This window comes from Brevundimonas sp. MYb52 (assembly GCF_002979535.1).
Lineage (GTDB): Bacteria > Pseudomonadota > Alphaproteobacteria > Caulobacterales > Caulobacteraceae > Brevundimonas.
In genome coordinates this window covers 21,398-45,033 of sequence record NZ_PCPB01000018.1, presented here as the reverse complement: position 1 = coordinate 45,033, position 23,636 = coordinate 21,398, and the positions used below count along the sequence as shown (strand labels likewise).

Sequence of the window (23,636 nt, the reverse complement as noted above, 5' to 3'; positions counted from 1 at the left end):
GAGCATTGAACGCGGCGGCGGCGGCGGCGGAGGCGGAACCTCCATCAGCTCGACGTCGACGGCCTCGTCCTCGTAGGTCATCTCCTTCAGCACGAACTTGTTGTTATACAAGTACAGGCCCGCCAGACCGTGGACGATCACCGACATGGCGATGCCCACGATGGCGCCGGTCGAAAGCTTCTTCTTCTTCTTCGGCGGATCCAGGATCGGATCGCGGTGGACGTGAGGTTCAGCTGTCATGCTATGCGCCCCGCCCCCTTACGAGTTGTCTTCGCCAACCAGGGCGACGCTGTAGAAACCATTGTCCTGGAGGGCGTTCATGACCTGCATGAAGTCGCCGTACCGGGTCTGTTGGTCTGCACGAATGAAAATACGCTCTTCCGAAGGGTTCCTGCGACCGATCTGAACCCGCAGGTCGTCACCCAGAGAAGCAGGCGAGGACTTCAGGTCACCGATCCAAACATCGCCATCGTTCTGGATGGAGATGAAGACCGGCGTCGGCGGATTCTTACCCGGAGGCGCAACGGCGCGAGGCAGTTTCACCGGCACCGACACGGTGGCGAGCGGAGCCGCCACCATGAAGATGATGAGGAGCACGAGCATGATGTCCACGAAGGGTGTGACATTGATCTCGGCATTAGCCTCGACGGTGTACTTGCCGCCGCCGGAACCGGAAAGTTTGGCGGCCATCCGTCTTACGCTCCCTTGTCGAGCTGACGCGAGATGGCGTTGATCAGTTCAGCGTTGAAGCCGTCCGAACGCGTGCCGTAGTTCGAGATGCGCGTGTTGAAGTAGTTGTAGAAGATAACGGCCGGGATAGCGGCGAACAGGCCGATACCGGTGGCCAGCAGGGCCTCAGCAATACCCGGAGCAACGACGGCCAGGTTGGTCGTGTTGGACTCGGCGATGCCGATGAAGGAGTTCATGATGCCGTAAACGGTGCCGAACAGACCGACGAACGGACCGGTCGAACCGACCGAAGCCAGGAACTGTTGGCCGCCCGAGAGGCGCTTGGGCAGACCCGACTGAACAGCAGCCACGGCGGTCTGGGCGCGCAGCAGCGCCGAGTCGCGGTGATCGCCGGTCACTTGCAGGCCAGCTTGACGCGACAGTTCGATTTCCTCGGTGGCGGCAGCGGCCATGTCGGCCAGCGGGTTGCCGTCAAACTCTTCCGAGGTCGAAACACGACGCATGTCAGCGATCGTGCGGGCGCCGCGGAAGGCTTCCAGGAAGCGGTCGGTGGCTTTGTTCAGGGCGCCGAACTCGAGCAGCTTGATGAGCAGCAGGGTCCAGGAGAAGATCGAGGCCAGCAGCAGGCCGATCATGACGACCTTAACGACCGCGGTGGCTTCCATGAACATGGACACGGGGGTGATGCCGCCGCTGCCATGACCGCCGCTGACCGAGTCAGCAACCGTCGAGGGGTCGGCAGCGGGAGCGGCGTCGGCGGCGGGAGCAGCAGCGTCGGCGGCCGGAGCGGCGGTCGAGGCAGCGGCTGCCGGAGCAGCGGCCGGGGTTGCGGCGTCTTGCGCCAGAACCGGCGAGCTCGCCATCAGGACGGCGGCGCCGGCCAGTGCGAGGAGGATATTCGTCTTCTTGCTATCGAGCATTGTTCGCCAGTTCCTGCTTTGGTCTGACACGTGGAACCCAAGACACGGACCGCGTCAGTCGGCCGTCCCTATAATGAAATTGCGCCACTGTCGGATCGAGCCGACAAGTGGAGCCGCCCCCCTGCAACTCCCGTTCGAAAACGAGCGTCGCCGCCAAGGTCCGGGACACAATATCCCGGTCACCCCGACCTGCAAGCAGGAATGCGGTTAAGTCCCTTTGGCGAACGCCTATCTTAGCGTCAAGTGCGCAAAGTTTCTTTTCCCCTTCGCACCTGCAGCAATCAGGAAGTTGGGCAAAATATTTTCGGTATTTGTGATGGTGGCGACATGAAAACGTCGCATCACGCCATGTTACGGGAAAGCAATTCCCAAGGCGAAATTTAGGCCATTTTACGGCACAGCTTCCCCCTAAGGGAAAGACGTTCGCTTGTAAGGGGGGAGTGGTGCCTGGAGGCGGGTTCGAACCACCGACACGCGGATTTTCAATCCGCTGCTCTACCAGCTGAGCTATCCAGGCGCACGACGTCGTCGCGAGAGGCGGGTCTATAGGCGAGGCTGGCGGGGCTGTCCAGACGCCAATTCACTCAATTCAGCGATCTTTTTCATCTTCGACCGCTTCTTCGGTCGGAATGGCGTAGCCGCCGGTGAACCAGCGTTGCAGATCCACGTCGGCGCAGCGCTTGGAGCAGAAGGGCTTGTAGGCCGGTACGGCCTCCTGACGGCGGCAGATGGGGCAGAGCGACATGAATCAGGCCTCTTCAATTCGGGCGGCGCCGGCCGCCATCGACGCATCGACAACCAGGCCGGCCCTAGGGCCCAGGGCCTGAATCAGAGGAGCGGCCGCAGCAGCCTCATCGGGACGGCAACGCGCGACCAGGCGCGGCGATGCGGAATCAGACAGCAGGGCCAGACGCAGTCGACGCACAACGGCGATGGCCCGCGCCTCCAGAGTCGGGCTCCCGCCGGCGTCCAGCAGCCGCTCGTCCAAAGGCATGCGCCGCCACGGCAGCGACACCTGCATCAGGCCGAACCGACTCAACGGCCCAAAGGCGGCCTGGGTCTCGGCGGCGAAGGCCGCGCGCACCATCTTCATTATAGTGTCGCCGTGCAGGCCGACGCCGATCAGGTCGATCACGACCAGACCGCCCCACCCCTTCAACCCCAGCAAGCGGGCCGCGTGCGACAGTCCGACGCGGTTGGCCATTTCGCGGCCCTTGCGGGAGTCGCGGCCAGGCGCAGGGGCGTGGTCGATATCGACGGCGATCAGGGCGCGGGTGCGCTGGATCATCAGGTCCAGACCGCTGGCGGGATCGACGACAGTGGCGGACAGGGCGTCCTCCTCGGCTTCCAGGACGGCGCGAATGGCGGCCACGCCGGTCTGGGGCGCGACGCCCGGCGCCAAACGGGAAAGAATCGCGGCCACGTCCGAGCCCGCCGCCAACAGGCGCAGCTCGCCGGTCGCTTCGCCCAGACGGCGCAGCACCGGGCCCTTGCGTTCGCGGGGTTCGGCGACGACCTCGACCTCGATCTTGGCCCCCTCCCCCGCCTTGTCGTCCTTGCCCAGGGGCAGGAAGCCGAACGGCTCGCCCGCGCCCAGATCGACGAAGGCGCCGCGCAGGCCGGGTTCGACGCGCGCGATACGGCCGACGCAGCGCGCGCCCAGCCGATCGCTCGGCCGATCGCTGTCACGCTGCAGGATCAGATGCGTATAGAGACCGTCGCGGGCGATGACGCCGCGGGTCTCGCCCGGCGTCTCATCGAGGAAGACCTCGACGTCGGCCACGTCAGCGGCTCTTGGGTCGCCAGCCGGCGCCCCGTAGCAGATTCGCCGCCTCATAGAGGGGCAGGCCCATGACGGCCGGGTGGCTGCCGACGATGCGGCGCACGAAGGCGGCGGCCGCCCCCTGGATGCCATACCCGCCCGCCTTGCCGCGCCATTCGCCCGAGGCGACGTAAATGGCGATCTCTTCCGGCGACAGGGTCTTGAAGGAAACGCGGGTGTCGACGACCCGGCAGGTCGCCTGACCATTGGCGATCACGACGACGCCGGTGAAGACGCGGTGATTGCGGCCCGACAGCAGTTCGAGGAAGCGCTTGGCCTCGGCCTCGTCCGCCGGCTTTTCCAGCAGGCGACGGCCCAGGGCGACGACGGTGTCGGCGGCCAGGACGATGGCGTCGGGCGAGCGCGCGGCCACCACCTCGGCCTTGCCGCGCGCCAGGCGCTCGGCCAGACGCGACGGCGTCTCGTTCTTCAGCGGCGTCTCATCGATGTCGGCGGGATCAACATGATCGGGCGTCACCCCGATCTGCGCCAGCAGTTCAATGCGGCGCGGGCTCGACGAGGCCAGAACCAGCCTCGGAGCCGAAAGGTCAGGACGCGACACGCGCGTCCTTACTTGAAGCGATAGGTGATGCGACCCTTGGTCAGATCATAGGGCGTCATTTCGACCAGCACCTTGTCGCCCGCCAGAACGCGGATGCGGTTCTTGCGCATCTTGCCGGCGGTGTGGGCGATGATCTCGTGATCGTTTTCCAGCGTCACGCGGAAAGTGGCGTTCGGCAGCAGTTCGCTGACGACGCCGGGGAACTCGAGAAGCTCTTCCTTGGCCATGCGGTCTCTCTCGCCCGAAAAACAGCTTAAGGCTCGCGTCGGGCGTGAACGCGAGCCGTGAAGGAGGCGCCTAATGCACCAAAACGCCGAAATAGTCGAGTTCAGCCGCGTCGATAGACAGCGCAAACCAGCGTGAACAGACGACGGGCGGTTTCCTTGTCGATCTCGACCTTGCCTTCGAGACGCACGCGCAGCAGTTCGGCGCCCTCGTTGTGCAGGCCGCGACGCCCCATATCGACCGACTCGATCTGGCTGGGCGACGAGCCGCGCAGGGCTTCGTAATAGCTTTCGCAGATCAGGGCGTAGTCGCGGATCACCGTCTTCATCGGCGACAACGACAGGACGTGGGTGCGGGCGAAGTCCGGCCCGGCGATGTCGAAAGCCAGGCGGTTGTCCTGCGACGACAGGCGTAGAGTGTAGGGCCCGCCCTCGGCCCCTTCGGGCGTAAAACTGTTCTGCTCGACCAGGTCGAAGATGGCGACACGGCGCTGATGCTCGATCTCGGCGGTGGCGGCCGGAAGAGTGGCGGCGTCCACCTCGATGGAGGACAGCTTGTGCGGACCGCTCACGATTTGACCTCGTCGGAAGGGGCGTCGTCCAGATGGGTCGGCGCCACGCGCGCGGGCCAACGGTCGGACAGATCAGTCAGCACAGCGTCCAGGCATTCCACGTCGATGCGCAGATCGCCGCCGCCGGCGAACATCAGGATGACCCGCCCGCCGGGCGCCTCGGTCGGCTCGAAGTCCAGCGCCAGAAGCTCCAGCGCCGATTCGGGCAGGCGCGGCAGGCGGCGGCTCTTGACCGCCTCGACGTCGCCGAACTGCATGGCCGCCATAACGCGCGTGCCGCCGCATTCCCAGCAGAAGCGCGACAGGACGATGGTCAGGCGCCGGGCTTCCTTTTCCCAACGGATGTCGACAGGCCGCATGATGGCGTCCTGAAGCGCGGCCGAGATGATCTGCAGATCAACAGCGTCCTCGGCCAGCAGGCGCAAGGGCTCCATCGGCGTCAGGGCTTCCGCCGCCGCGTCGTTGTCGAAGATCGCCTCGACCTCAGTGCTCATCCGCCTCGCCTTTCACGCGCCGCACATCGGCGCCGCAGGCTCCCAGCTTTTCTTCCATCCGCTCGAAGCCGCGATCCAGATGATACACACGACCGACCGTGGTTTCGCCATCCGCAACCAGCCCGGCCATCACCAGGCTGATCGAGGCCCGCAGATCGGTGGCCATGACCGGGGCGCCATGCAGCTTCTCGACGCCGCGCACATGGGCTTCGCCCGCGTGGACCGAGATGTCGGCGCCCAGACGCGCCAGCTCGGGCGCGTGCATGAAGCGGTTCTCGAAGATGTTCTCGTGAATGACGCTCGTCCCTTCGGCGACCGTCATCAGGGCCATGAACTGAGCCTGCAGATCGGTGGCGAAGCCCGGATAGATCTCGGTCGTGACATTGACGGCCTTCAACCGCTGCGTCGGATCGCGGCGCACGATGACGCCGTCGGCCGTCGCTTCGACCTCGACCCCGGCCTCGATCATCTTGTCCGTCAGGGCGTTGATCAGATCGGCGCGCCCCTTGGTCAGGCGCACCTCGCCCCCGGCCATGGCCGCGGCCAGCGCATAACTGCCCATCTCGATGCGGTCGGGAATCACCGACCAGGTCGCGCCATTCAGCGACGACACCCCGGTGATGGTCAGGACGTCGGTGTCCAGGCCCTCGATCTTGGCGCCCATGGCGATCAGGCAGCGGGCCAGGTCGCCGATCTCGGGCTCGCGGGCGGCGCGCTTCAGCACCGTCGTTCCGTTCGCCAGCACCGCCGCCAGCAGAGCATGTTCGGTGGCGCCGACCGAGACGAAGGGGAACTCGATCTCGGCGCCCTGCAGCCCCTTGGGCGCATGGGCGGAGACATAGCCCTCCTCCAACTCGATCTGTGCGCCCATGGCCGTCAGGGCCATCAGGTGCAGGTCGACCGGGCGCGCCCCGATGGTGCAGCCGCCAGGCAGCGAGACCTTGGCCTCGCCCGAGCGGGCCAGCAGCGGGCCCAGGACGTTGAACGAGGCGCGCATCTGGCGAACCAGATCATAGGGGGCGAAGGTCGAAGTCAGTTCGGGAGCGTGAAATAGGGTTTCCTGACCATCGGCGCCGTGACGCTCGGTCACTTCGACGCCGAACTGCTGGAGCAGTTGGCCGAGGAAGCGGGTGTCGGCCAGGCGTGGCATATTGGTCAGCAGCAGGGGCTGATCCGTCAGGATCGAAGCCGCCATCAGCTTGATGGCCGAATTCTTGGCGCCGCTGACCTCGATCTGGCCGTTCAGGCGGTTGCCGCCGTGGATGACGATGCTGTCCATGGAATCTTTCGCGGCCGGAAACCCTGCGTCCCGGCGAACCGCTTATCTAGCAAGCCCTTAGGCCCTCGCGAAAGAGGCCGATGCGCGTAGACACGATGACTTTCAGTTGCGATCTGCAGCAGGGCGTGACGCGGCGCCCGGCGCCTTGCGACGTTTCAGATTCGTCCGCAGGGCGGCGGCCAGGCGCACGGCCCGTTCAGCCTTGGCCTTCTGTTCGCGTGTCGGCTCCACGACCGGAGCGGCGGGAACGGCGTCTTTGGGCGAGGTATCCATGTTGTGCAGCAGAGCCCGAGCAAAGTTTTTGATCAAGCATGCATTTTCCGCTTGTGCCGCCCCGAAGTCGTTGGCTATACGGCCGCTCTCCTCGTTGAGGGCCGCCGTAGCTCAGTGGTAGAGCGCATCCTTGGTAAGGCTGAGGTCGTGGGTTCGATTCCCCCCGGCGGCACCATCCGGACCCTTGCAGATCCAATGATTTGCAAGGGTCCGGGCCACTTTCCTCGACAATCTGATCTCGCTGTTCAACTCTCGGCCAGAGGCGTTTTCTGACGCTGGATGACGTCGAGATGAAGGCATGGCGATCCCCCCTGACAACGACGACGATGATGTCTCCGACCTTCGTCCCAAGACCTTCTGGGAGAAGCACGGCTTCAAGGTGATTCTGGCCCTGTTCGCCGCTGCCTGCTTCGCCGCCGGCTGGATGCTTCAGTAGCCGGACAAGGCAGGAAGGCTGCGAGCCGCCGACTTTGTCGCACCCATGGGACGCCTGACGTCTGGTCAAGACAGTCCCCTGCCCGCTAGACTTTTCAACCTCAGTTGTAAGGGGGTTGGGGCTTTCATGAAGCGTAGTTTGTTGACCACCGTCGCGGCCCTGGCCGTGGCCTTCCCGGCGTTCGCGCAAAATGCGCCGGCCAGCGATTCGACGGCGACCGCCGCGACCACGCCCGCCAAGCCCAAATGGGATGTCCAGAACCCGCCGGGCGCATCGCATGACGCAAGCATCGACGTCACCGAAGGCACCTGGATGTCGCTGGACGTCAGCCCTGACGGCCGGGAAATCGTCTTCGACCTGCTGGGCGACATCTATGTCATGCCGATCAGCGGCGGCGAGGCCCGCGCCATCGCCTCGGGCGTGGCCTGGGACATGCAGCCCAAGTTCTCGCCGGACGGTCGCTCCATCGCCTTCACCTCGGACCGGGGCGGCGGCGACAACCTGTGGGTCATGGATCGGGACGGCGCCAACGCCAAACAGGTGTCGAACGAGACCTTCCGCCTGCTGACCCAGCCCGACTGGTCGCCGGACGGCCAGTTCATCGTCGGCCGCAAGCACTTCACCTCGTCGCGTTCGCTGGGCGCGGGCGAGATGTGGATGTATCACCGTGGCGGCGGCGGCGGCGTGCAACTGACCGAACGCCGCACCCAGCAGAAGGACACGGGCGAGCCCGCCTTCTCGCCCGACGGCCGCTACCTCTACTTCAGCGACGACGCCACCTCGGGCGGCGTGTTCGACTATTCCAAGGACCCCAACACCCAGATCTATGTGATCCGTCGTCTGGATCGCGAGACCGGCGAGATCACGCCCTTCGTCACCGGGCCGGGCGGCTCGATTCGCCCCACCCCCTCGCCCGACGGCAAGTCCTTGGCCTTCATCCGGCGCGACCGCTACAAGTCCGTTCTCTATGTCATGGACCTCGAATCCGGCCGCGAGACCCCGATCTACGACGCCCTGGACCGCGATCTGCAGGAAACCTGGGCCATCCACGGCGTCTATCCGACCATGAGTTGGACGCCCGACAACCGCGGCATCGTCTTCTGGGCGGGCGGCAAGATCCATCGGATCGACGTGGCCTCCAAGGCCGTCAGCGAAATCCCCTTCCACGTCGCCGACACCCGCCGCGTGCAGGAGGCCGTGCGTTTCCCCGTCGAGGTCGCGCCTGACCAGTTCGACGTGAAGATGGCCCGCTGGGCGCAAACTTCGCCCGACGGCTCCAAGGTGGTGTTCGAGGCCCTGGGCAACCTGTGGATCCGCGACCTGCGCAACGGCGTCGCTGGCGCCCCGCGCCGCCTGACGCGCCAAAGCGACCACTTTGAGCTCTATCCGTCCTGGTCGCGTGACAGCCGCTCCATCGTCTACACTACCTGGAACGATCAGGACCTGGGCACGCTGCGGGTGATTCCCGCCGCCGGCGGCGAGGGCCGCGTCATCAGCGCCCATCCCGGCCACTATCTGGAGCCGCAGTTCTCGCCGGACGGCCAGACGGTCGTCTATCGCACCTCCAGCGACGGCTATCTGCGCACGGCCCTGTGGAGCCGCGAGCCCGGCGTCTATCGCACCTCGGTGCGCGGAGGCGAGCCGGTCAAGATCACCGAAGAGGGCTCCAACCCGCAGTTCGGCGCCCGCAACGACCGCGTCTTCCTGACGGCGCGCGACGGCGACAAGCGGGTGCTGAAGTCGGTCAACCTGTCGGGCGACGATCCCCGCACCCACCTGAGCAGCGAATGGGCGGCCGAGTTCTCGGTCTCGCCCGACGAGCACTGGGTGGCCTGGACCGAGCGCTTCAACGCCTATGTCACGCCCTTCGTCGCCACGGGTCGCGCCATCACCGTCGGCGCCGAGACCAAGGCCCTGCCCCAGACCCGCGTCACCCGCGACGCCGGCGAATGGCTGCACTGGTCGGGCGATTCCAGCCGCCTGCAATGGTCGATGGGCCCGGAGCTGTTCTCGCGCCCGCTGCAGGAAAGCTTCGCCTTCGCCGAGGGCGCACCGGCCGAACTGCCCAAGCCCGCCGAGCATGGAATCAAGATCGGCTTCAGCGCCGACTACGCCAAGCCCACCGGCCGCGTGGTCCTGAGCGGCGCCCGCCTGATCACCATGAAGGGCGACGAGGTCATCGAGGACGGCGTGGTCGTCATCAACGGCAACCGCATCGAGGCCATCGGCCCGCGCGGCTCGGTCACGGTGCCTACCGACGCCCGCGTCATGGACATGGCCGGCAAGACCATCATCCCCGGCCTGGTCGACGCCCACTGGCACGGCTCGATGGGCTCGGACGAGATCATTCCGCAGCAGTCCTGGGTCAACTACGCCGCGCTCGCCTTCGGCGTGACCACCATCCACGATCCGTCCAATGATTCGAGCGAGATCTTCGCTCACAGCGAACTGGCCAAGGCCGGCCGCGTGGTCGGGCCGCGCATCTTCTCGACCGGCACCATCCTGTATGGGGCGGCGACGCCCTTTACGGCTCAGGTCAATGATCTGGACGACGCCCTGTCCAACCTGCGCCGGATGCAGGCCATCGGCGCCTGGAGCGTCAAGAGCTACAACCAGCCCCGCCGCGACCAGCGTCAGCAGATTCTGGAAGCCGCGCGCGAGTTGGGCATGATGGTCGTGCCCGAGGGCGGCTCGCTCTATCAGCACAACATGAGCATGGTGGTGGACGGTCACACCACGATCGAGCACTCGATCCCGCTGGCCCATCTGTATGCCGACGTGCATCAGCTGTGGCGTCAGACCAAGGTGGCCTACACCCCCACCCTCGTCGTCGCCTACGGCGGCAACTGGGGCGAGAACTACTGGTATCAGGCCACCGACGTCTGGAATGATCCGATCCTGACCCAGTACGTGCCGCGCCGCATTCTGGACAGCCGCGCCCGTCGCCCGGTCCATGTGCCGGAAAACGAGCTGAACCACATCGACATCGCGCGTGAGGCCAAGCGCCTGTCGGACGAGGGCGTGTCGGTGCAGATCGGCGCCCACGGCCAGCGCGAAGGCCTCGGCGCCCACTGGGAGCTGTGGATGTTCGAGCAGGGCGGCATGACCCCGCACGAAGCCCTGCGCGTGGGCACCCTGAATGGGGCGGCGGCGCTCGGCATGGACAAGGACATCGGCTCGCTGGAAACCGGCAAGCTGGCGGACCTGGTCGTGCTGGACGCCAACCCGCTGGAGAACCTGCGGAACACGGTCAAGATCGGCTACACCATGATCAACGGCCGCATCTTCGACAACCACATGAACGAGGTGGGTCAGGCCCCGCGTCAGCCCTTCTGGCACCAGAGCGCCGAGGGTCAGGCCTGGAGCGCGGGCGCAGCCTCGGCAGAGGCCGATGCGCACGGCCATGCCCATGGTCACGACTGACCCGCGTCAGTCCTGAAACGAAGAAGGCCCGACCATCCGGTCGGGCCTTTTTCATGGTCGGTTGCTGACGACTGCTTCCTGGGCGGTCCCGGCTCTCCGCTACGCTTCGACCGGGATGACGTCGTGGACTACTCGACCGTCGCCGCCAGCAAGGCCGACCGCTTGGCGGCCCGGCCCTTCAGCCAGCGCATCAGGATCACCGCCCCGATCACCACCACGCCAAAGGCGATCAGCATCAGCGTCGGGCCGTGGGCCTCGCTCATGAACTCCAGCTGCGCCAAGCCCTTGGCGGCCAGATAGCCCGGCGCCAGCATGGCCAGGACCCAGACAAAGGCCGAGGTGACATTGGCCAACTGGAATACGCGCTGGCGCATCCGCAGCACGCCGACCATGACCGGCACAAAGGCCCGCAACGGACCAAAGAAGCGGCCGATGAAGATGGAGGCCACGCCGTAGCGACGGCAATAGAGCCGCGTCCAGGCGATCTTGCGACGATGCGGCAGCAGCATGGGCTGGCGCAGCACGCCCGTCCCCAGCCGACGCCCGATCCAATAGGAGATGGCGTCGCCCATGACCGCGCCGATGACGCAGCCGGCAATGACCGAGACCGGGTCCAGAACGCCCGCCGCCACCAGACCGCCCGCCGCGACCAACAAGCCGGTCGCCGGAACAAAGGCGCCGATGACGACCAGAGACTCGAAGAAGGTGACCAACCCCAGAACGACCCCGGCCCAGACATGGTGTCTGGCGATGAAATCGGCGGCCGAACTAAGCAAACTATCCATACTGGTCCTCTATCTCCCAACGCATATGGGAGATCGCGCCCCAAAGGGAATGCGGCGATGGGACGCCCCGGTCGAAACCGACCGCGCCGTGGCGCGAAGGCCTCAGTTCAGAGGATCGGACTGCGGATTTCAGTCGCCGCTGCGCAGCGAGAACCCGACCGAAGTGCTCGTTTCCTGCATCGAGCCTGAGCGCGCGCGCAGCGGCGCATAGGGCCGACCGCGGAAATAGGTCCCCTCGAAGCCCGGCGCTTCCACCACGCCGAAGGGGCGGCCATAGCCCCCATAGCCCCCATAGCCCCAGGGAGAGCCGTAACCATAGCCCCAGGGGCTGTTCTTGGTTTGGCTGACCATGAGGTTCAGCGTGCCTGTCTCGCCCACAGGCAGGGACACCGCCGCCGAATAGTCCTGATAGCCGCCCGTCCCCATGCCGACGCTGAACTCGCCATGCATCTTGCGCGGTTCGGATTCGGCCCAGGGATCAGCAGGCGCCCGGCTGGACGTCTCGGCGGTGCGTTCGCCTATCCAGCGGGCGATCTGTTCGTCGGTGGATAGGCCATGCGGGGCGGCGCTCTGGACGGTGGTGCTGGGCGAGGCGTGGCTGGTCGAGCCAGCCAGCGTGGCCGCCGATGCCGTCAGCACCGCGTCATTGCCGCGCGGCGCGGTTGTGACCACGCCCTCAGGGTCCATGTTCGCCAGCATCATCGCGGCGGCGGTCAGTTCGATCATCATGCGCCCGTACTCCCGTTCGTCCCTACCCTAACCGCAAATGCGGCCCCAAAACGACTATTCGCTCAGGCCGTCCCATCGCCGCGCCCGAGCGGGTCAGGCAAGGCCCCGCCCTCGGGCACGAAGCTGAGCGCCACGGAGTTGATGCAGTAGCGCAGACCGGACGGCGGCGGGCCATCGGGAAAGACGTGACCCTGGTGGCTGTCACAGCGGGCGCAGCGGGTCTCGACCCGAACCATGCCGTAGCTGTCGTCGCGCACGGCGCGAACGTGCGCCTCGTCCACCGGAACGCTGAAGCTGGGCCAACCGGTGCCGCTTTCGAACTTGGTCGCCGAGCGGAACAGCGGCAGGCCGCATTCGCGGCAACAGAAGACCCCGGCCCGCTTCTCGCCCAGCAAGGTCCCGCAGAAAGGCGCCTCAGTGCCGTGGGCCAGCAGGACGCGCTTTTCCTCCGGCGACAGATCAGCCTCCAGCGCCACGCGCTGGCTCTCGCTCGGCGGCGTCAGATCAAAGCCCGAGGGCGAACGCAGCGGCGTGGGGGATTCGGTCTGGGTCATGAGCCCAAAATAGGAAGGGCCGGACGATGTTTCCACCGTCCGGCCCAAATCCCTGGCCCTTGCGGGCCTCAAGTAGCGCGAAGCGCGGTAGGCCCTAGAAACATGGGCCTCAAGTAGCCCGAAGGGCGGTAGGCCCCCTAAAAGAGCGTTCCAACCCAGGCGCGCACGGCGGCTTCATCAGCGGGATTGCCCGTGAAGGCCAGGCCCTGAGCCGGGACATAGCCCTGGTTGTTGCCGCGCTGACGCGTGGTCCAGGCCTTATGACCATAGCTGAGGTCCGAATAGTTGGACGGCAGACGCTGCACCGTCGGCTCGATGAAGATCGAGTCCACCGCAGTCGGGGCGCCCACCAGACGGACGTTCGGCAGGCGGGTCAACAGGTCCAGGGTGTCCAGGCAGCCGTTGGTGCAGCCGCCGTCGACCAGAACCACGACCTGGCCTTGGACGGGGTTGGCGGCGCCGGTGTCGGCCACAGCGGGACGGCCCGGCATGACGAAGGTCTGCTGACCAGCGGCCAGGGCCGAGTCAAAGGCGGCCACAATGGCCTGGGTTTGTTCGATGACCGGACCCGATTCCTGCACGAAGCGCGGGTCGGCCTGCATCCGGCCCAGGGTCTCGGCAAACCACTGACGGTTGGCCGGGGTGGCGCGATAGGTGATCTGACCGGCTTCCGGCTGGCGGCTGACGGTGAACTCCGGCGACCAGATGCGGTTGGCCAGACCATAGCCGCGCGAGGTGGCGTTGATCGAATCGCCGTCGGCGCCGCGCAGGTCGATGACCAGGCCCTGGGCGCCGCGCAGCGTGGCGACTTGCGCCTCGACCTGAGCGAAGAAGGCGTCCCAGCCCGCGCTGTCGTCCAGCGAGTTCACATGCACCCACGGACGGCCGTCAATCTGTTCGACCGACAGCTTGGTCGCGCCCGGCGTGAAGACCGAGGCGCGGTAGGCGGCCTCAAGATTGGCCGGCGTCGCCGGCTGCGGGCTCAGCTTGTATTCACGAGCGCGGCGGCCGACCTGGAATTCGCAGGTCGAGGGCACACCGCCCGCCATCGGGTTGTTGCGGTTCCACAGCAGGTAGGGGGCAGTGCGAACGCGCCCCGCCTCGGTCGTCAGATCGCCTTCAAAACGGTCCAGCTTGGTCTTGGCGACCTCGTCGATCGGCTGCAGGTTGCAGCTCTTGACCACGGCGCCGACCGGCGGCGCGCCGCGCACGCCTGGCTGGACATAGGAAACCACATACTCGCCGTTGCGCCAGGCCGTGGCGACGCCGGGCCAGCTGGTGGCGAAGAAGGGGCTGGCCCGTTCAAACGTCGGAACGGCCGCGATGTTCGAGTCGCGGAAGCCGTTGGCGTAGTAGCTCAGCAGGTAGGCATGGCTTTCGCCGCTGTTGACCTGACCGGCCTTGCCCTGGGCGTCCTGCAGACCGGCGTCGATCCAGTTGCGGAAACCTTCGCTGGCGGCGCCCGGCGTGACGGCGGCGGGATGGTTCGCCTTCAGCGCGTCGTGCATGGCCTGAAGGTCCTGACGGGCCAGAGTGCTGAAATCCTGGGCCGCAGCGCCGCCGGCCGCGAAGGCCAGGGCGAGAACAGCCGCCGAGGCGGTGAGCAGACGTTGCATGGTGGGGACTCCCAGTAGGCCGTCGAAACGCAGTTTGGCCGTGTTTAAACCCAAGAAAGCCCCGCGTTAAAGCCCCGCGACGAATTGACCGCTGCGCTTGGCGCGATCTGCGCCGGTTTACTCATGCCGGTCAGCGCCCTAAGCGAGACGGTCACTATTCCTGGACCCGAGGCCGGATGCACCGCTTCTCAGACCTGTTCCTGACGTCCAGCGGCCGCATCGGTCGGATCGCCTTTATTCTTGGCGGCGGCGTCTTACTGGCGCTGTGGGCGGGGTTCGACCTGCTGGCGCCGCTGAAGGCGCGCGATCTCGTCGGCTGGCTGGTCGCGGCGGCCCTGCTTTATGGCGGCGCCTGCGTCCTGTCGCAGCGGCTGCATGACCGGGGGCGGTCGGGGTGGTGGAGCGGTCCCATCCTGCTGGCCGTGGCCATGGCTTGGCCGCGTCCTCAGGCGCCGTTGGACTGGATCGCCGCCGCCGTCCTGATCCTGGCGATCATCGACCTGACCCTGGCGCCGGGACAGAAGGCGTTCAATCGCTATGGCGCCCCGCCGAAGGGTCAGAGCGGCGCTTCGCCGTCCTGAACCGGGCCGAACACCCGCTGGAACGAGGCCTTCAGCGCCCCGTCCGCCTCATCCATGGTCGCCAGGACGCCGAGATCGACCAGGCTGGTGACGCCGTGCTCGGTGATGCCGCAGGGCACGATGCCGCCGAAATGGTCGAGGTCCGGCTCCACGTTCAGACTGATGCCGTGGAAGCTGACCCATTTGCGGACCTTGACGCCGATGGCGGCGATCTTGTCTTCGCGGCTCCAGCCCGCGCCCTTGCGCTCGACCCAGACCCCGACGCGCCCCTCTCGCATGCCGGCCTCGACGCCGAACTGGTCCAGGGCGCCAATGATCCAGTCTTCCAGGCCATGCACGAAGGCGCGCACGTCCCTGCCGCGCCGGTTCAGGTCCAGCATGACATAGGCCACGCGCTGGCCGGGGCCGTGATAGGTGAACTGCCCGCCCCGCCCCGTCTGGTGGACCGGGAAACGGTCGGGCGCCAGAAGGTCGTCGTCCTTGGCCGAGACCCCAGCCGTATAGAGCGGCGGGTGCTCCAGCAGCCAGACCACCTCCTCGGCCTCACCCGCCGCGATGGCGGCGACGCGGGCCTCCATGGCCGCGACAGCCGGTTCATAATCGACATAGCCGGTCGAGACCGCCCATTGGACAAGGCGGCCGTCAGCGCGGATCAGCAAAGGTTCGGTCAGGCTTAACGGGTCGGCAAGCATGAGGCTTCAATGTGTGTCCGAACGCGGCGGCGCAAGGGCCTCCCGTTGATTGTGAGTATCGTCTTGAGCCAGATCGAAGCCGTCGATGTCGAGATTTCGGTCGTGCTGGGCCGTTCGGTCCTGCCGATGCAACAGCTGCTGCGCATGGGTCGCGGCGCGGTGATCCCGCTCGACGCCTCGGAACGGGACGAGGTCTGGATCCTGGCCAACAACCACCCGGTGGCGCGCGGCGAGATCGAGATTCGCGACGACCGCATCGCCATCACCGTCACTCGCCCCGCCGACATCTACGACTTCATGGCCGGCGCCGCTTGAGCTGCTTTCCTCCCTGTTCGCGGAGCGAATGGGGAGGTGGCGCGGTGCACAGCGCCGTGACGGAGGGGGCGACTCCCCGTCAACCGATTGCGCCGCCCCCTCCACCACTTCGTGGTCCCCCTCCCCATGAAATGGGGAGGAAAAGCAGCGCCTTCGCCTATTTCCGCAAAAGCCCCTTTTCTTTCCGTCGCCTCTCCGCTATTGCCCGCCCTCCGATGCGAGCGGTCGTGGCGGAATTGGTAGACGCGCAGCGTTGAGGTCGCTGTGGGGCAACCCGTGGAAGTTCGAGTCTTCTCGACCGCACCATCGATCTGACAGGGCGATATTCGGCTTTCTACCAAGGCCGAAAACATTCGGGGAGGCAGACACGTGACCCACACGGATTCCGCCTCCCCGGCCCCTGCACACGAAATCGAAACCGAAGATCACGTCGCCCTGGGCGAGGACTACGCCCTGACGGCGTCCTTCGTCGAAAAGGTCGTGGACGCCGCCGACGACGGCGACGGCATGCGCCTGCGCGGCCTGCTGGAAGACCTGCACCCCGCCGACGTCGCCGATCTGATGGGCTTCCTGACGTCCGAGCATCGCGCCGTGGTGGTCCAGTGGCTGCCGCCGGAGCTGCTGGCCGACACCCTGCCCGAGCTGGACGACGGCATCCGCGAAGAGGTGCTGGAGCGAGTGCCTCACCTGACCCTGGCCGAGGCGCTGCAGGAGCTGGACTCCGACGACGCCGCCGCCGTGGTCGAGGACCTGGAGGACGACCAGCGCGAGAAGGTGCTGGCTGCCATGCCCGAGGTCGATCGCGCCGCGATCGAAAGCTCCCTGGGCTATCCAGAGGATTCCGCCGGTCGTCTGATGCAGCGCGAGGTCATGGCCGCGCCGCAGTTCTGGAACGTCGGCGACACCATCGACCACGTCCGGCGTCAGGGCGAGGAGTTGCCTGAGCTCTTCTTCGACATCTATGTCGTCGATCCGGTGAACCGCCCCGTCGGCGGCGTGGCCATCAGCCGCCTGCTGCGGGCCCCGCGCGAGACGCCGCTAATCGAGCTGATGGAGCCGATCAACGCCATCGACGTCGACGTCGACCAGGAAGAGGTCGCCTACATCTTCGAGAAGTACAACCTGATCTCTGCTCCCGTCGTTGATACCGGCGGGCGGCTGGTCGGTCAGCTGACGGTCGATGACATCGTCCACATCATTCAGGAAGAGAACCGCGAGGACATCCTGCGCCTGGCCGGCGTTTCCGACGAGGACCGCTCCTCGGGCGTGCTGGAGATCGTGCGCGGTCGCGTGCCGTGGCTGGGCATCAACCTGTTCACAGCCATCCTCGGCGCCGGTGTCATCGCCTTCTTCGAGGGCACGATCCAGCAGATCGTCGCCCTGGCCGTGCTGATGCCCATCGTCTCGGCCATCGGCGGCAATGCCGGCACCCAGGCCCTGACCGTCACGGTCCGCGCCCTGGCGACGCGCGAACTGACCTCGTCCAACGCCGTGCGCACCTTCTGGCGCGAGTTGACCGTGGGCCTGGCCAATGGCCTGGTGCTGTCGCCCCTGGTCGGCCTGGCGGCGGGCTTCTGGTTCCACGACTGGCGCATCGGGGCGGTCATCGCCACAGCCATGATCCTGAACCTGCTGGTCGCGGCCACCGTCGGCGTGCTGACGCCGCTGACCCTGTCCAAGCTGAAGTTCGACCCGGCTGTGTCTTCGGCGGTGTTCGTGACGGCGACGACAGACTTCTTCGGCTTCCTGATCTTCCTGGGCCTGGCGACCATCGTCCTGCTCTAGAGCAGGCGTCCTGCTCTGACCCGACGCCGTTCGGAACGCGGCTTGCTGCTTCGCCTTGCGGGCGAGCGCGCCCGTTTCGAAATGGGTCATTCCGTGTCCGCAGCCACGTCCCAGCGTCTGAAGGTGTCCCGCGAGGGCCTGCTTCTGATCAAGAGCTTCGAGGGCTTTCGCCCCCGGACCGTGCGTCGTCGCGACGGGACGCCGGTGATCGGCTACGGCCATGTGAAATCGGCCCGCCCCGGCGCGACGATCACCGAGACCGAGGCCGAACTGCTGCTGCAGTACGACCTGCTGCCCATTGTCGAGGCCATCAACAGCCGCGTGTCGATCCCCCTGAACCAGCATCAGTTCGACGCCCTGGCCAGCTTCATCTTCTCGGTCGGCGTCCAGCGCTTTGAAGGCTCCGACGTGCTGGAGCAGTTGAACGCCGGCGCCCCGGCCCGCGCCGCCGAGGCCCTGAGCGGCTGGCCCGACCGGGTTCAGCCCGCCGTCGACGCCCCCTATCGCCGCCGCTCGGCCGAGCGCGCCCTGTTCGACGCCGCGCCCGACCGGCCCGCGCCGCTGGACCTGCTGCTGACGGCCCCGGTTCACGGTCCCGGCGCCCGCACCGAGGCTTCGCTCGAGGAAGGTCAGCCCGCCACGGTTCAGGTTCTGCGCCACGAGAAACGCGCCGCCGCGCCGGTGCTGAACGACACCGGCGCTGTGGTCTTCATCGGCGGCATCGGCCTTCTAGCCTTCGCAGCGGGAATCGCCGCCTTCCGCCGTGCGCTCGCGGGCCATCAGGCCACCGACGGCACGATCCTGATCGGCGGGGTTCTGGCTGTCATCGGCCTTATCTTCATTGGCGTGGCGGGCTGGAACCTGACCCGCAAGCGGAACGATAAACGCGTCGTATAAGGCCGCTTTGCGAAGCGCGTGCGCGATGCTACGCCTTGCGGCATGAGCATTCCCTTCGCGCCCCAATCCATGGAATTCGGCCTCGGCGAGAACGCCGACGCCATTCGTGAAACCACCGCCCGCTGGGCCGCCGACCGGCTGGCCCCGCTCGCCGCCGAGATCGACGAGAAGAACGAGTTCAAGCGTGAGCTCTGGCCCGAAATGGGCGAACTGGGCCTGCACGGCATCACGGTGGAAGAAGAGTTCGGCGGCCTCGGCCTCGGCTATCTCGAACACGTCGTGGCGATGGAAGAAGTGTCGCGCGCCTCGGCCTCGATCGGCCTGTCCTACGGCGCCCACTCCAACCTGTGCGTCAACCAGATCCGCCGCTGGGGCACGCCCGAACAGAAGCACAAGTATCTGCCCAAACTGATCTCGGGCGAGCACGTCGGCTCCCTGGCCATGTCGGAGGCCGGCTCGGGCTCGGACGTCATGTCGATGCGCACCCGCGCCGACAAGAAGGGCGACCGCTACGTCCTGAACGGCACCAAGTTCTGGATCACCAACGCCCCCTCGGCCGACACCCTGGTCGTTTACGCCAAGACCGATCCCGAGGCCGGCTCCAAGGGCTGCACCGCCTTCCTGGTCGAACGCGGCATGAAGGGTTTCAGCGTCTCCAAGAAGCTGGACAAGATGGGCATGCGCGGCTCCGACACCGCCGAGCTGGTGTTCGAGGATTGCGAGATCCCCGAAGAGAACGTCATGGGTCCGGTCGGCGGCGGCGCCGGCGTGCTGATGAGCGGCCTGGATTATGAGCGCGCCGTCCTGTCGGCCGGCCCCCTGGGCATCATGCAGGCGGCGCTGGACGTGGTCCTGCCCTACGTCCGCGAGCGCAAGCAGTTCGGCAAGGCCATCGGCAACTTCCAGCTGATGCAGGCCAAGGTCGCCGATATGTATGTCGCTCTGAACAGCGCCCGCGCCTATGTCTATGCCGTGGCTCGCGCCTGCGATCAGGGCAAGACCACCCGCTACGATGCCGCCGGAGCCATCCTGCTGGCCTCGGAAAACGCGGTGAAGGTGTCGCTGGAGGCCGTTCAGGCCCTGGGCGGCGCCGGCTACACCAAGGAATGGCCGGTCGAACGCCTGGTCCGCGACGCCAAGCTCTACGACATCGGCGCCGGCACCAATGAAATCCGCCGCTTCCTGATCGGACGCGAGCTTCTGGGCTGACGGAACGACACGGCGGGCGGACGGTTTTCCCTGCTCACGCAGGAGAGCCGCCATGCCCGCCAAATCCGCCGCTCAGCAAAAGGCCGCCGGAGCCGCTCTGTCCGCCAAGCGCGGCGAGACGCCCAAGTCCAAGCTGAAGGGCGCCTCGAAATCCATGCTGGAATCGATGAGCGAAAAACAGCTGGAAGAGTTCGCCCACACGCCTCGCAAGGGCAAGCCCGAGCACGTGACGAAACATTAAGCCGCACCCGGCGCGTCAGGGATGGCGCAGGGTTCGCGCCGCCCCTAACTTGGCGAACCTTCGCTCCCCGAGTCTCGCCTGATGACGCTTGTTTCCACGCCCCTGCCGCCGGATGAGGACCGGACGTTTTCGGACGTTCTGGAATCTCTCGGCTATGGCGACGACCCTCAACTGAGCCTCAGGGAAATGGTCGAGGCCTTCGGCGAGCGCGGCTTCGGCGCCGTCATCCTGATGCTGTCGCTGATGGCCCTGATTCCCTGGCCGCCGGGCGGCAAGGCGGTCTTTTCCGTTCCCATCATCCTGATCGCCGCCGAACTGGCTCTGCAACGCGACAAGGTCTGGCTGCCCCGCTGGCTGATGAAGGCCTCGGTCAGCCGCGCCACCTATCAGAGCGCCAGCCAGAAGATCCTGCCGCGCCTGCGTCAGGTGGAACGCCTGACCCGTCCCCGCATCCCGGTCCTGACGGGTGAACTCGCCGATGTCGTCGTCGGGATTATCTGCATTCTTCTGGCTCTGATGATGGCTCTGCCGGTGCCGTTCGGCGACGCCCTGCCCGGCCTGACGCTAGCGATCTTCGGCCTGGCCATCATCCAGAGGGATGGCGTCTTCATCATCGCCGGCCTGATCGGAACGGCGGTCTGCGGCGTCTATCTGGCTCTGGTCTGGACCACGGTCGTCGCCATCATTCACGGCATCGCCCATTGGGTCGGCACGCTGTTCTGACAACCGCGCCGCGCCTTCCCTTCTCACAAAAAAGCGCCGCCGGGTTGCCTCAGCGACGCTTCATTGTCTGACCGCGAACGGTCTGACCGCTGCCTTCCCTAAGGATCAGGCCCGGGCCTCACGCGAGGTCCAGATCGCGGCCTTCGCTCGCGATTGATGACAATGAGACACTGGCCACCTCCTTTCGACTGCTGAACAGGAAGGTCAGGCTAGGACCGGTCGCGGCCCCTCGTAAAGCCCGCTCCCGCCTTCGTGATCAAGCGGCCGTCACGCGGCCTGGGCCGGCGGCGCCAGGCCCTGCATCACCATGCGGTTGATGTCGATCAGAGTTTCGAAATCGCCATCGCCGCGCATCACCGCCGAGCTGTGCCGGCCGATGAACAGGTCCAGAGAAATGATCTGGGCCCGCAGCGCTTGCGGCATGGCGTTAGACGGCTCGCTGCATGAACTGGACAGGGTCGACCATAGCCGGCGGTTCCAGTCGATCGCGTCGATCCGGGTCGTAATGTCGGACTTGTCGACCGTGGACGCGTGCATCAGAGCGCGCGTCACCTGGCCGAACAGCCGGTATTCCATTTCGCGCGGTGATTCAGCCCGCGTCGCCGCCGTCTTGTACGCTTGAAGCGACATTGCCGAGCCTTTGGTCTTCGTAATCGACGATCTTACGGGCGCCCATCAGGGCCTTGTAGTACTGCCGCGCCAGAACATGCTTGGAGCAGGACACGCACTCCGCCAGAACATCCGGGTTGCGGATCGCCCCCATGAACTCCGTCAGGCGCAGCGCGAATTCATCATAGAATTTCGGCGCCTCGGCCTCATCCAGATACATCATCATGACCGGGAAATAGATGCGGCGCGCGGGCGTGACCGCCTCTTCGGGCTGCATGATGTCCTTTTCACGCAGCACGCTGGCCTTGTTTTGCAGGACCAGCACGCCGCGCCGGTCGCCGTTCTGAACAACAGCGCCGTTCAGGACGAATTTCTCGCCGGGCTTGAGCGATAGTTTCAGCGGCAAAGGGGATCTCCGTAGCGCACCCCAACCTGGAGGGTCGGCGGCTGATGAACTGTAAAGCAACGTGGTTAACCATCCCTTCACTCGCCGCTGCGGAAAAACCCGCGTGCTTCAAGCCCCTCGAAAGAACGGAACGTCGAGCCAGCCTGCGCCGTTACGTCTTCAGCTAGGAGGCGCAGATGAGCAGGCCGGAAACCGATTTCGACGCTCAGGATCAAGCCGAGGTCTATGACGAGACCCACATCGACGACGAGGGCGAAGGCGAGCTTTCGCTGGACGAAGCCGATGATGTTCTGGACGTCACCCAGGCCGACGGCGACGCCGACGACGAGACCTTCGACGAGGATGATCGCGACCTGGACGGCGATCTGGCGCTGGACGGCGTCGAAGCCGAAGCCGACGCCTTGCTGGGCGTGGATTCGGTCCGCCTGAGCGAGGCCGACAGCGCCGGCGAAGTCGCTTCCAGCCCGGACGAAATCGAACTGGTCTATGCCGGTCTGATGCGCAATCAGCGCGGCGCGCAGGCCAGCGCCGCCCATTGGGAAGCCAAACGCCTGTCCGACGACGACATCGCGGACCTGGGTTACGGCCCCGACAACGAGGAGCGAGCATGAGCGAACATCATCCTACCAAGGCCCAGGAAGACGCCGACCCCAACACCGCGCCGTCCAAGCGCGCCGCGCGTGAGGAAGGCAAGCCGGACCAGTTGAAGGACAAGGAAAAGGACGCCGAAAACCGTCAGGAGGCCCTGATCGACGAGGGCGTCGAGGAAACCTTCCCCGCCAGCGATCCCGTCTCGGCCAAGCGCATCACCTGACGGGCGCCGCCGCGCGGTCTGTTCAGGCGCGTCTTGATAAGCTACCTGCTCTACTCCCCCCGATAGGAGCAGGTCGCTCATGAGCCGGTTCGAAGGCACGTCCAACTATATCGCCACCGACGACCTGAAGGTCGCCGTCAATGCTGCGGTGGCGCTGGAGCGTCCCCTGCTGATCAAGGGCGAGCCGGGCACCGGCAAGACGGTTCTGGCCTATGAACTGGCCCGCGCGCTGAATGCGCCCCTGATCACCTGGCACGTCAAATCGACGACCAAGGCCCACAACGGCCTCTATGAATACGACGCCGTCTCCCGACTGCGGGACAGCCAGTTGGGCGACGAGCGCGTCCATGACGTGCGCAACTATCTGAAGAAGGGCAAGCTGTGGGAGGCCTTCACCGCCCCCGTCCGCCCCGTCCTGCTGATCGACGAGATCGACAAGGCCGACATCGAGTTCCCCAACGACCTGCTGCAGGAACTCGACCGCATGGAGTTCTACGTCCAGGAAACGGACGAGACGATCCGCGCCGAGGTCCGTCCCGTGGTCGTCATCACCTCCAACAATGAGAAGGAACTGCCGGACGCCTTCCTGCGCCGCTGCTTCTTCCACTACATCCGCTTCCCGGATGCCGAGACCATGCAGGACATCGTCGAGGTGCACTTCCCCGGCATCAAGCCGCGACTGGTGGCCGAGGCCCTGCGCACCTTCTACGAGATCCGCGACACGCCGGGCCTGAAGAAGAAGCCCTCGACGTCGGAACTGCTGGACTGGCTGAAGCTGCTGCTGGTCGACGATGTTTCGCCAGAGACCCTGCGCGAAAAGACACCTGGCAAGCTGATCCCGCCTCTGCACGGCGCCCTGCTGAAGAATGAGCAGGACGTGCACCTGTTCGAGCGCCTGGCCTTCCTGAACCGTCGCGAAGGCGCCCGCCCCGGTTCCTGAACCAGCCGCGATCCCGCCGCCTTCGATTACCGCGATTTCACTGGA

The 23,636-nt window shown here is 66.1% G+C and carries 29 protein-coding genes, 3 tRNA genes and 1 pseudogene; 14 read left to right on the top strand and 19 right to left on the bottom strand.

Going from position 1 to position 23,636, the window contains the following annotated elements; all coding sequences use genetic code 11:
• The 12 genes and pseudogenes from CQ039_RS15290 to CQ039_RS15235 all read right to left on the bottom strand — a co-directional run.
• Positions 1-240 (bottom strand): annotated as a pseudogene (locus CQ039_RS15290) (energy transducer TonB); the annotation flags it as partial.
• Between the two features lie 18 nt (positions 241-258).
• Positions 259-690 (bottom strand): biopolymer transporter ExbD, encoded by a 432-nt coding sequence (locus CQ039_RS15285; RefSeq protein ID WP_105564448.1) that lies wholly within the window; start codon positions 688-690, stop codon positions 259-261.
• A gap of 5 nt (positions 691-695) precedes the next feature.
• The gene (locus tag CQ039_RS15280; protein WP_105564449.1) at positions 696-1,610 is read right to left on the bottom strand and encodes a MotA/TolQ/ExbB proton channel family protein; all 915 of its coding nucleotides are present in this window, start codon (positions 1,608-1,610) and stop codon (positions 696-698) included.
• 441 nt (positions 1,611-2,051) lie between these two features.
• A tRNA-Phe gene (locus CQ039_RS15275) sits at positions 2,052-2,127 on the bottom strand.
• A 72-nt stretch (positions 2,128-2,199) separates the two neighbouring features.
• Positions 2,200-2,355: a DNA gyrase inhibitor YacG gene (locus CQ039_RS15270; protein WP_105564450.1), complete on the bottom strand. Its 156-nt coding sequence runs from the start codon at positions 2,353-2,355 to the stop codon at positions 2,200-2,202.
• 3 nt (positions 2,356-2,358) lie between these two features.
• Positions 2,359-3,393, bottom strand: a complete 1,035-nt coding sequence (locus CQ039_RS15265; RefSeq protein WP_105564451.1) for a ribonuclease E/G — start codon at positions 3,391-3,393, stop codon at positions 2,359-2,361.
• A gap of 1 nt (position 3,394) precedes the next feature.
• On the bottom strand, positions 3,395-3,994 hold the full coding sequence (locus CQ039_RS15260) for a nucleoside triphosphate pyrophosphatase (protein ID WP_105564452.1): 600 nt from the start codon (positions 3,992-3,994) through the stop codon (positions 3,395-3,397).
• 8 nt (positions 3,995-4,002) lie between these two features.
• Positions 4,003-4,221, bottom strand: coding sequence for a translation initiation factor IF-1 (gene infA / locus CQ039_RS15255; protein WP_003164348.1), 219 nt, complete (start codon positions 4,219-4,221; stop codon positions 4,003-4,005).
• A gap of 101 nt (positions 4,222-4,322) precedes the next feature.
• Positions 4,323-4,790 carry a UPF0262 family protein gene (locus tag CQ039_RS15250; protein ID WP_105564453.1) on the bottom strand — a complete coding sequence of 156 codons (468 nt, stop codon included), beginning with the start codon at positions 4,788-4,790 and terminating at the stop codon, positions 4,323-4,325.
• Positions 4,787-5,284, bottom strand: a complete 498-nt coding sequence (locus CQ039_RS15245) for a DUF2948 family protein (protein ID WP_105564454.1) — start codon at positions 5,282-5,284, stop codon at positions 4,787-4,789. Before CQ039_RS15245 ends, CQ039_RS15250 begins: the two co-directional genes overlap by 4 nt.
• Positions 5,274-6,563 (bottom strand): UDP-N-acetylglucosamine 1-carboxyvinyltransferase, encoded by a 1,290-nt coding sequence (gene murA / locus CQ039_RS15240; protein WP_105564455.1) that lies wholly within the window; start codon positions 6,561-6,563, stop codon positions 5,274-5,276. The genes CQ039_RS15245 and murA overlap by 11 nt, the downstream gene beginning before the upstream one ends.
• 102 nt (positions 6,564-6,665) lie before the next feature.
• Positions 6,666-6,872: a hypothetical protein gene (locus CQ039_RS15235; RefSeq protein ID WP_105564456.1), complete on the bottom strand. Its 207-nt coding sequence runs from the start codon at positions 6,870-6,872 to the stop codon at positions 6,666-6,668.
• A gap of 64 nt (positions 6,873-6,936) precedes the next feature.
• Between CQ039_RS15235 and CQ039_RS15230 the strand changes: the two genes are divergently transcribed.
• The 3 genes from CQ039_RS15230 (at position 6,937) to CQ039_RS15225 (ending at position 10,695) form a co-directional block, all read left to right on the top strand.
• Positions 6,937-7,011 (top strand) — tRNA-Thr (locus CQ039_RS15230).
• Between the two features lie 123 nt (positions 7,012-7,134).
• The gene (locus tag CQ039_RS16660; RefSeq protein WP_158256016.1) at positions 7,135-7,272 is read left to right on the top strand and encodes a hypothetical protein; all 138 of its coding nucleotides are present in this window, start codon (positions 7,135-7,137) and stop codon (positions 7,270-7,272) included.
• 138 nt (positions 7,273-7,410) lie between these two features.
• Positions 7,411-10,695, top strand: a complete 3,285-nt coding sequence (locus tag CQ039_RS15225; protein ID WP_369831569.1) for an amidohydrolase family protein — start codon at positions 7,411-7,413, stop codon at positions 10,693-10,695.
• Between the two features lie 128 nt (positions 10,696-10,823).
• Here the strand turns inward: CQ039_RS15225 and CQ039_RS15220 are convergent, their stop codons facing one another.
• From CQ039_RS15220 to CQ039_RS15205, 4 genes are all read right to left on the bottom strand, one after another.
• Positions 10,824-11,480, bottom strand: coding sequence for a DedA family protein (locus CQ039_RS15220; RefSeq protein WP_105564458.1), 657 nt, complete (start codon positions 11,478-11,480; stop codon positions 10,824-10,826).
• A 129-nt stretch (positions 11,481-11,609) separates the two neighbouring features.
• Complete coding sequence (locus CQ039_RS16720; protein ID WP_199183670.1) at positions 11,610-12,209, bottom strand: hypothetical protein; 600 nt, start codon at positions 12,207-12,209, stop codon at positions 11,610-11,612.
• Positions 12,210-12,271: 62 nt separating this feature from the next.
• Positions 12,272-12,763 (bottom strand): peptide-methionine (R)-S-oxide reductase MsrB, encoded by a 492-nt coding sequence (gene msrB / locus CQ039_RS15210; RefSeq protein ID WP_105564459.1) that lies wholly within the window; start codon positions 12,761-12,763, stop codon positions 12,272-12,274.
• Between the two features lie 137 nt (positions 12,764-12,900).
• Positions 12,901-14,379 carry a hypothetical protein gene (locus CQ039_RS15205; RefSeq protein ID WP_105564460.1) on the bottom strand — a complete coding sequence of 493 codons (1,479 nt, stop codon included), beginning with the start codon at positions 14,377-14,379 and terminating at the stop codon, positions 12,901-12,903.
• A 176-nt stretch (positions 14,380-14,555) separates the two neighbouring features.
• Between CQ039_RS15205 and CQ039_RS15200 the strand changes: the two genes are divergently transcribed.
• Positions 14,556-14,960 carry a DUF805 domain-containing protein gene (locus CQ039_RS15200; RefSeq protein WP_105564461.1) on the top strand — a complete coding sequence of 135 codons (405 nt, stop codon included), beginning with the start codon at positions 14,556-14,558 and terminating at the stop codon, positions 14,958-14,960.
• Here CQ039_RS15200 and lipB read toward each other — a convergent pair.
• Positions 14,936-15,652 (bottom strand): lipoyl(octanoyl) transferase LipB, encoded by a 717-nt coding sequence (lipB, locus tag CQ039_RS15195; RefSeq protein WP_105564462.1) that lies wholly within the window; start codon positions 15,650-15,652, stop codon positions 14,936-14,938. The genes CQ039_RS15200 and lipB overlap by 25 nt on opposite strands.
• A gap of 9 nt (positions 15,653-15,661) precedes the next feature.
• On the opposite strand from lipB, the gene CQ039_RS15190 reads away from it, so the two are divergent.
• From CQ039_RS15190 to CQ039_RS15160, 7 genes are all read left to right on the top strand, one after another.
• The gene (locus tag CQ039_RS15190; protein WP_105564463.1) at positions 15,662-15,967 is read left to right on the top strand and encodes a FliM/FliN family flagellar motor switch protein; all 306 of its coding nucleotides are present in this window, start codon (positions 15,662-15,664) and stop codon (positions 15,965-15,967) included.
• 221 nt (positions 15,968-16,188) lie between these two features.
• Positions 16,189-16,273: transfer RNA gene (locus tag CQ039_RS15185), tRNA-Leu, on the top strand.
• A 63-nt stretch (positions 16,274-16,336) separates the two neighbouring features.
• A complete protein-coding gene (gene mgtE, locus CQ039_RS15180; RefSeq protein WP_105564464.1) occupies positions 16,337-17,752 on the top strand; it encodes a magnesium transporter in 1,416 nt (471 codons plus the stop codon).
• A gap of 42 nt (positions 17,753-17,794) precedes the next feature.
• Positions 17,795-18,649 carry a lysozyme gene (locus tag CQ039_RS15175; protein ID WP_105564465.1) on the top strand — a complete coding sequence of 285 codons (855 nt, stop codon included), beginning with the start codon at positions 17,795-17,797 and terminating at the stop codon, positions 18,647-18,649.
• A gap of 42 nt (positions 18,650-18,691) precedes the next feature.
• Positions 18,692-19,858 carry an isovaleryl-CoA dehydrogenase gene (locus CQ039_RS15170; RefSeq protein WP_105564466.1) on the top strand — a complete coding sequence of 389 codons (1,167 nt, stop codon included), beginning with the start codon at positions 18,692-18,694 and terminating at the stop codon, positions 19,856-19,858.
• A 52-nt stretch (positions 19,859-19,910) separates the two neighbouring features.
• Positions 19,911-20,099, top strand: a complete 189-nt coding sequence (locus CQ039_RS15165) for a DUF3008 family protein (RefSeq protein ID WP_105564467.1) — start codon at positions 19,911-19,913, stop codon at positions 20,097-20,099.
• Between the two features lie 81 nt (positions 20,100-20,180).
• Positions 20,181-20,822, top strand: coding sequence for an exopolysaccharide biosynthesis protein (locus tag CQ039_RS15160; protein WP_105564468.1), 642 nt, complete (start codon positions 20,181-20,183; stop codon positions 20,820-20,822).
• Between the two features lie 267 nt (positions 20,823-21,089).
• Here CQ039_RS15160 and flaF read toward each other — a convergent pair whose 3' ends face one another.
• Both flaF and flbT read right to left on the bottom strand, forming a co-directional pair.
• Positions 21,090-21,452, bottom strand: coding sequence for a flagellar biosynthesis regulator FlaF (flaF, locus tag CQ039_RS15155; protein WP_105564469.1), 363 nt, complete (start codon positions 21,450-21,452; stop codon positions 21,090-21,092).
• The gene (flbT, locus tag CQ039_RS15150) at positions 21,412-21,837 is read right to left on the bottom strand and encodes a flagellar biosynthesis repressor FlbT (protein ID WP_105564470.1); all 426 of its coding nucleotides are present in this window, start codon (positions 21,835-21,837) and stop codon (positions 21,412-21,414) included. Before flbT ends, flaF begins: the two co-directional genes overlap by 41 nt.
• A gap of 176 nt (positions 21,838-22,013) precedes the next feature.
• On the opposite strand from flbT, the gene CQ039_RS15145 reads away from it, so the two are divergent.
• The 3 genes from CQ039_RS15145 (at position 22,014) to CQ039_RS15135 (ending at position 23,591) form a co-directional block, all read left to right on the top strand.
• Complete coding sequence (locus CQ039_RS15145) at positions 22,014-22,448, top strand: hypothetical protein (protein WP_105564471.1); 435 nt, start codon at positions 22,014-22,016, stop codon at positions 22,446-22,448.
• Entirely contained in the window at positions 22,445-22,651 is a 207-nt protein-coding gene (locus CQ039_RS15140) for a hypothetical protein (protein ID WP_105564472.1), read from the top strand. The genes CQ039_RS15145 and CQ039_RS15140 overlap by 4 nt, the downstream gene beginning before the upstream one ends.
• Before the next feature lie 79 nt (positions 22,652-22,730).
• Complete coding sequence (locus CQ039_RS15135) at positions 22,731-23,591, top strand: MoxR family ATPase (protein ID WP_105564473.1); 861 nt, start codon at positions 22,731-22,733, stop codon at positions 23,589-23,591.
• Positions 23,592-23,636 lie beyond the last annotated feature (45 nt).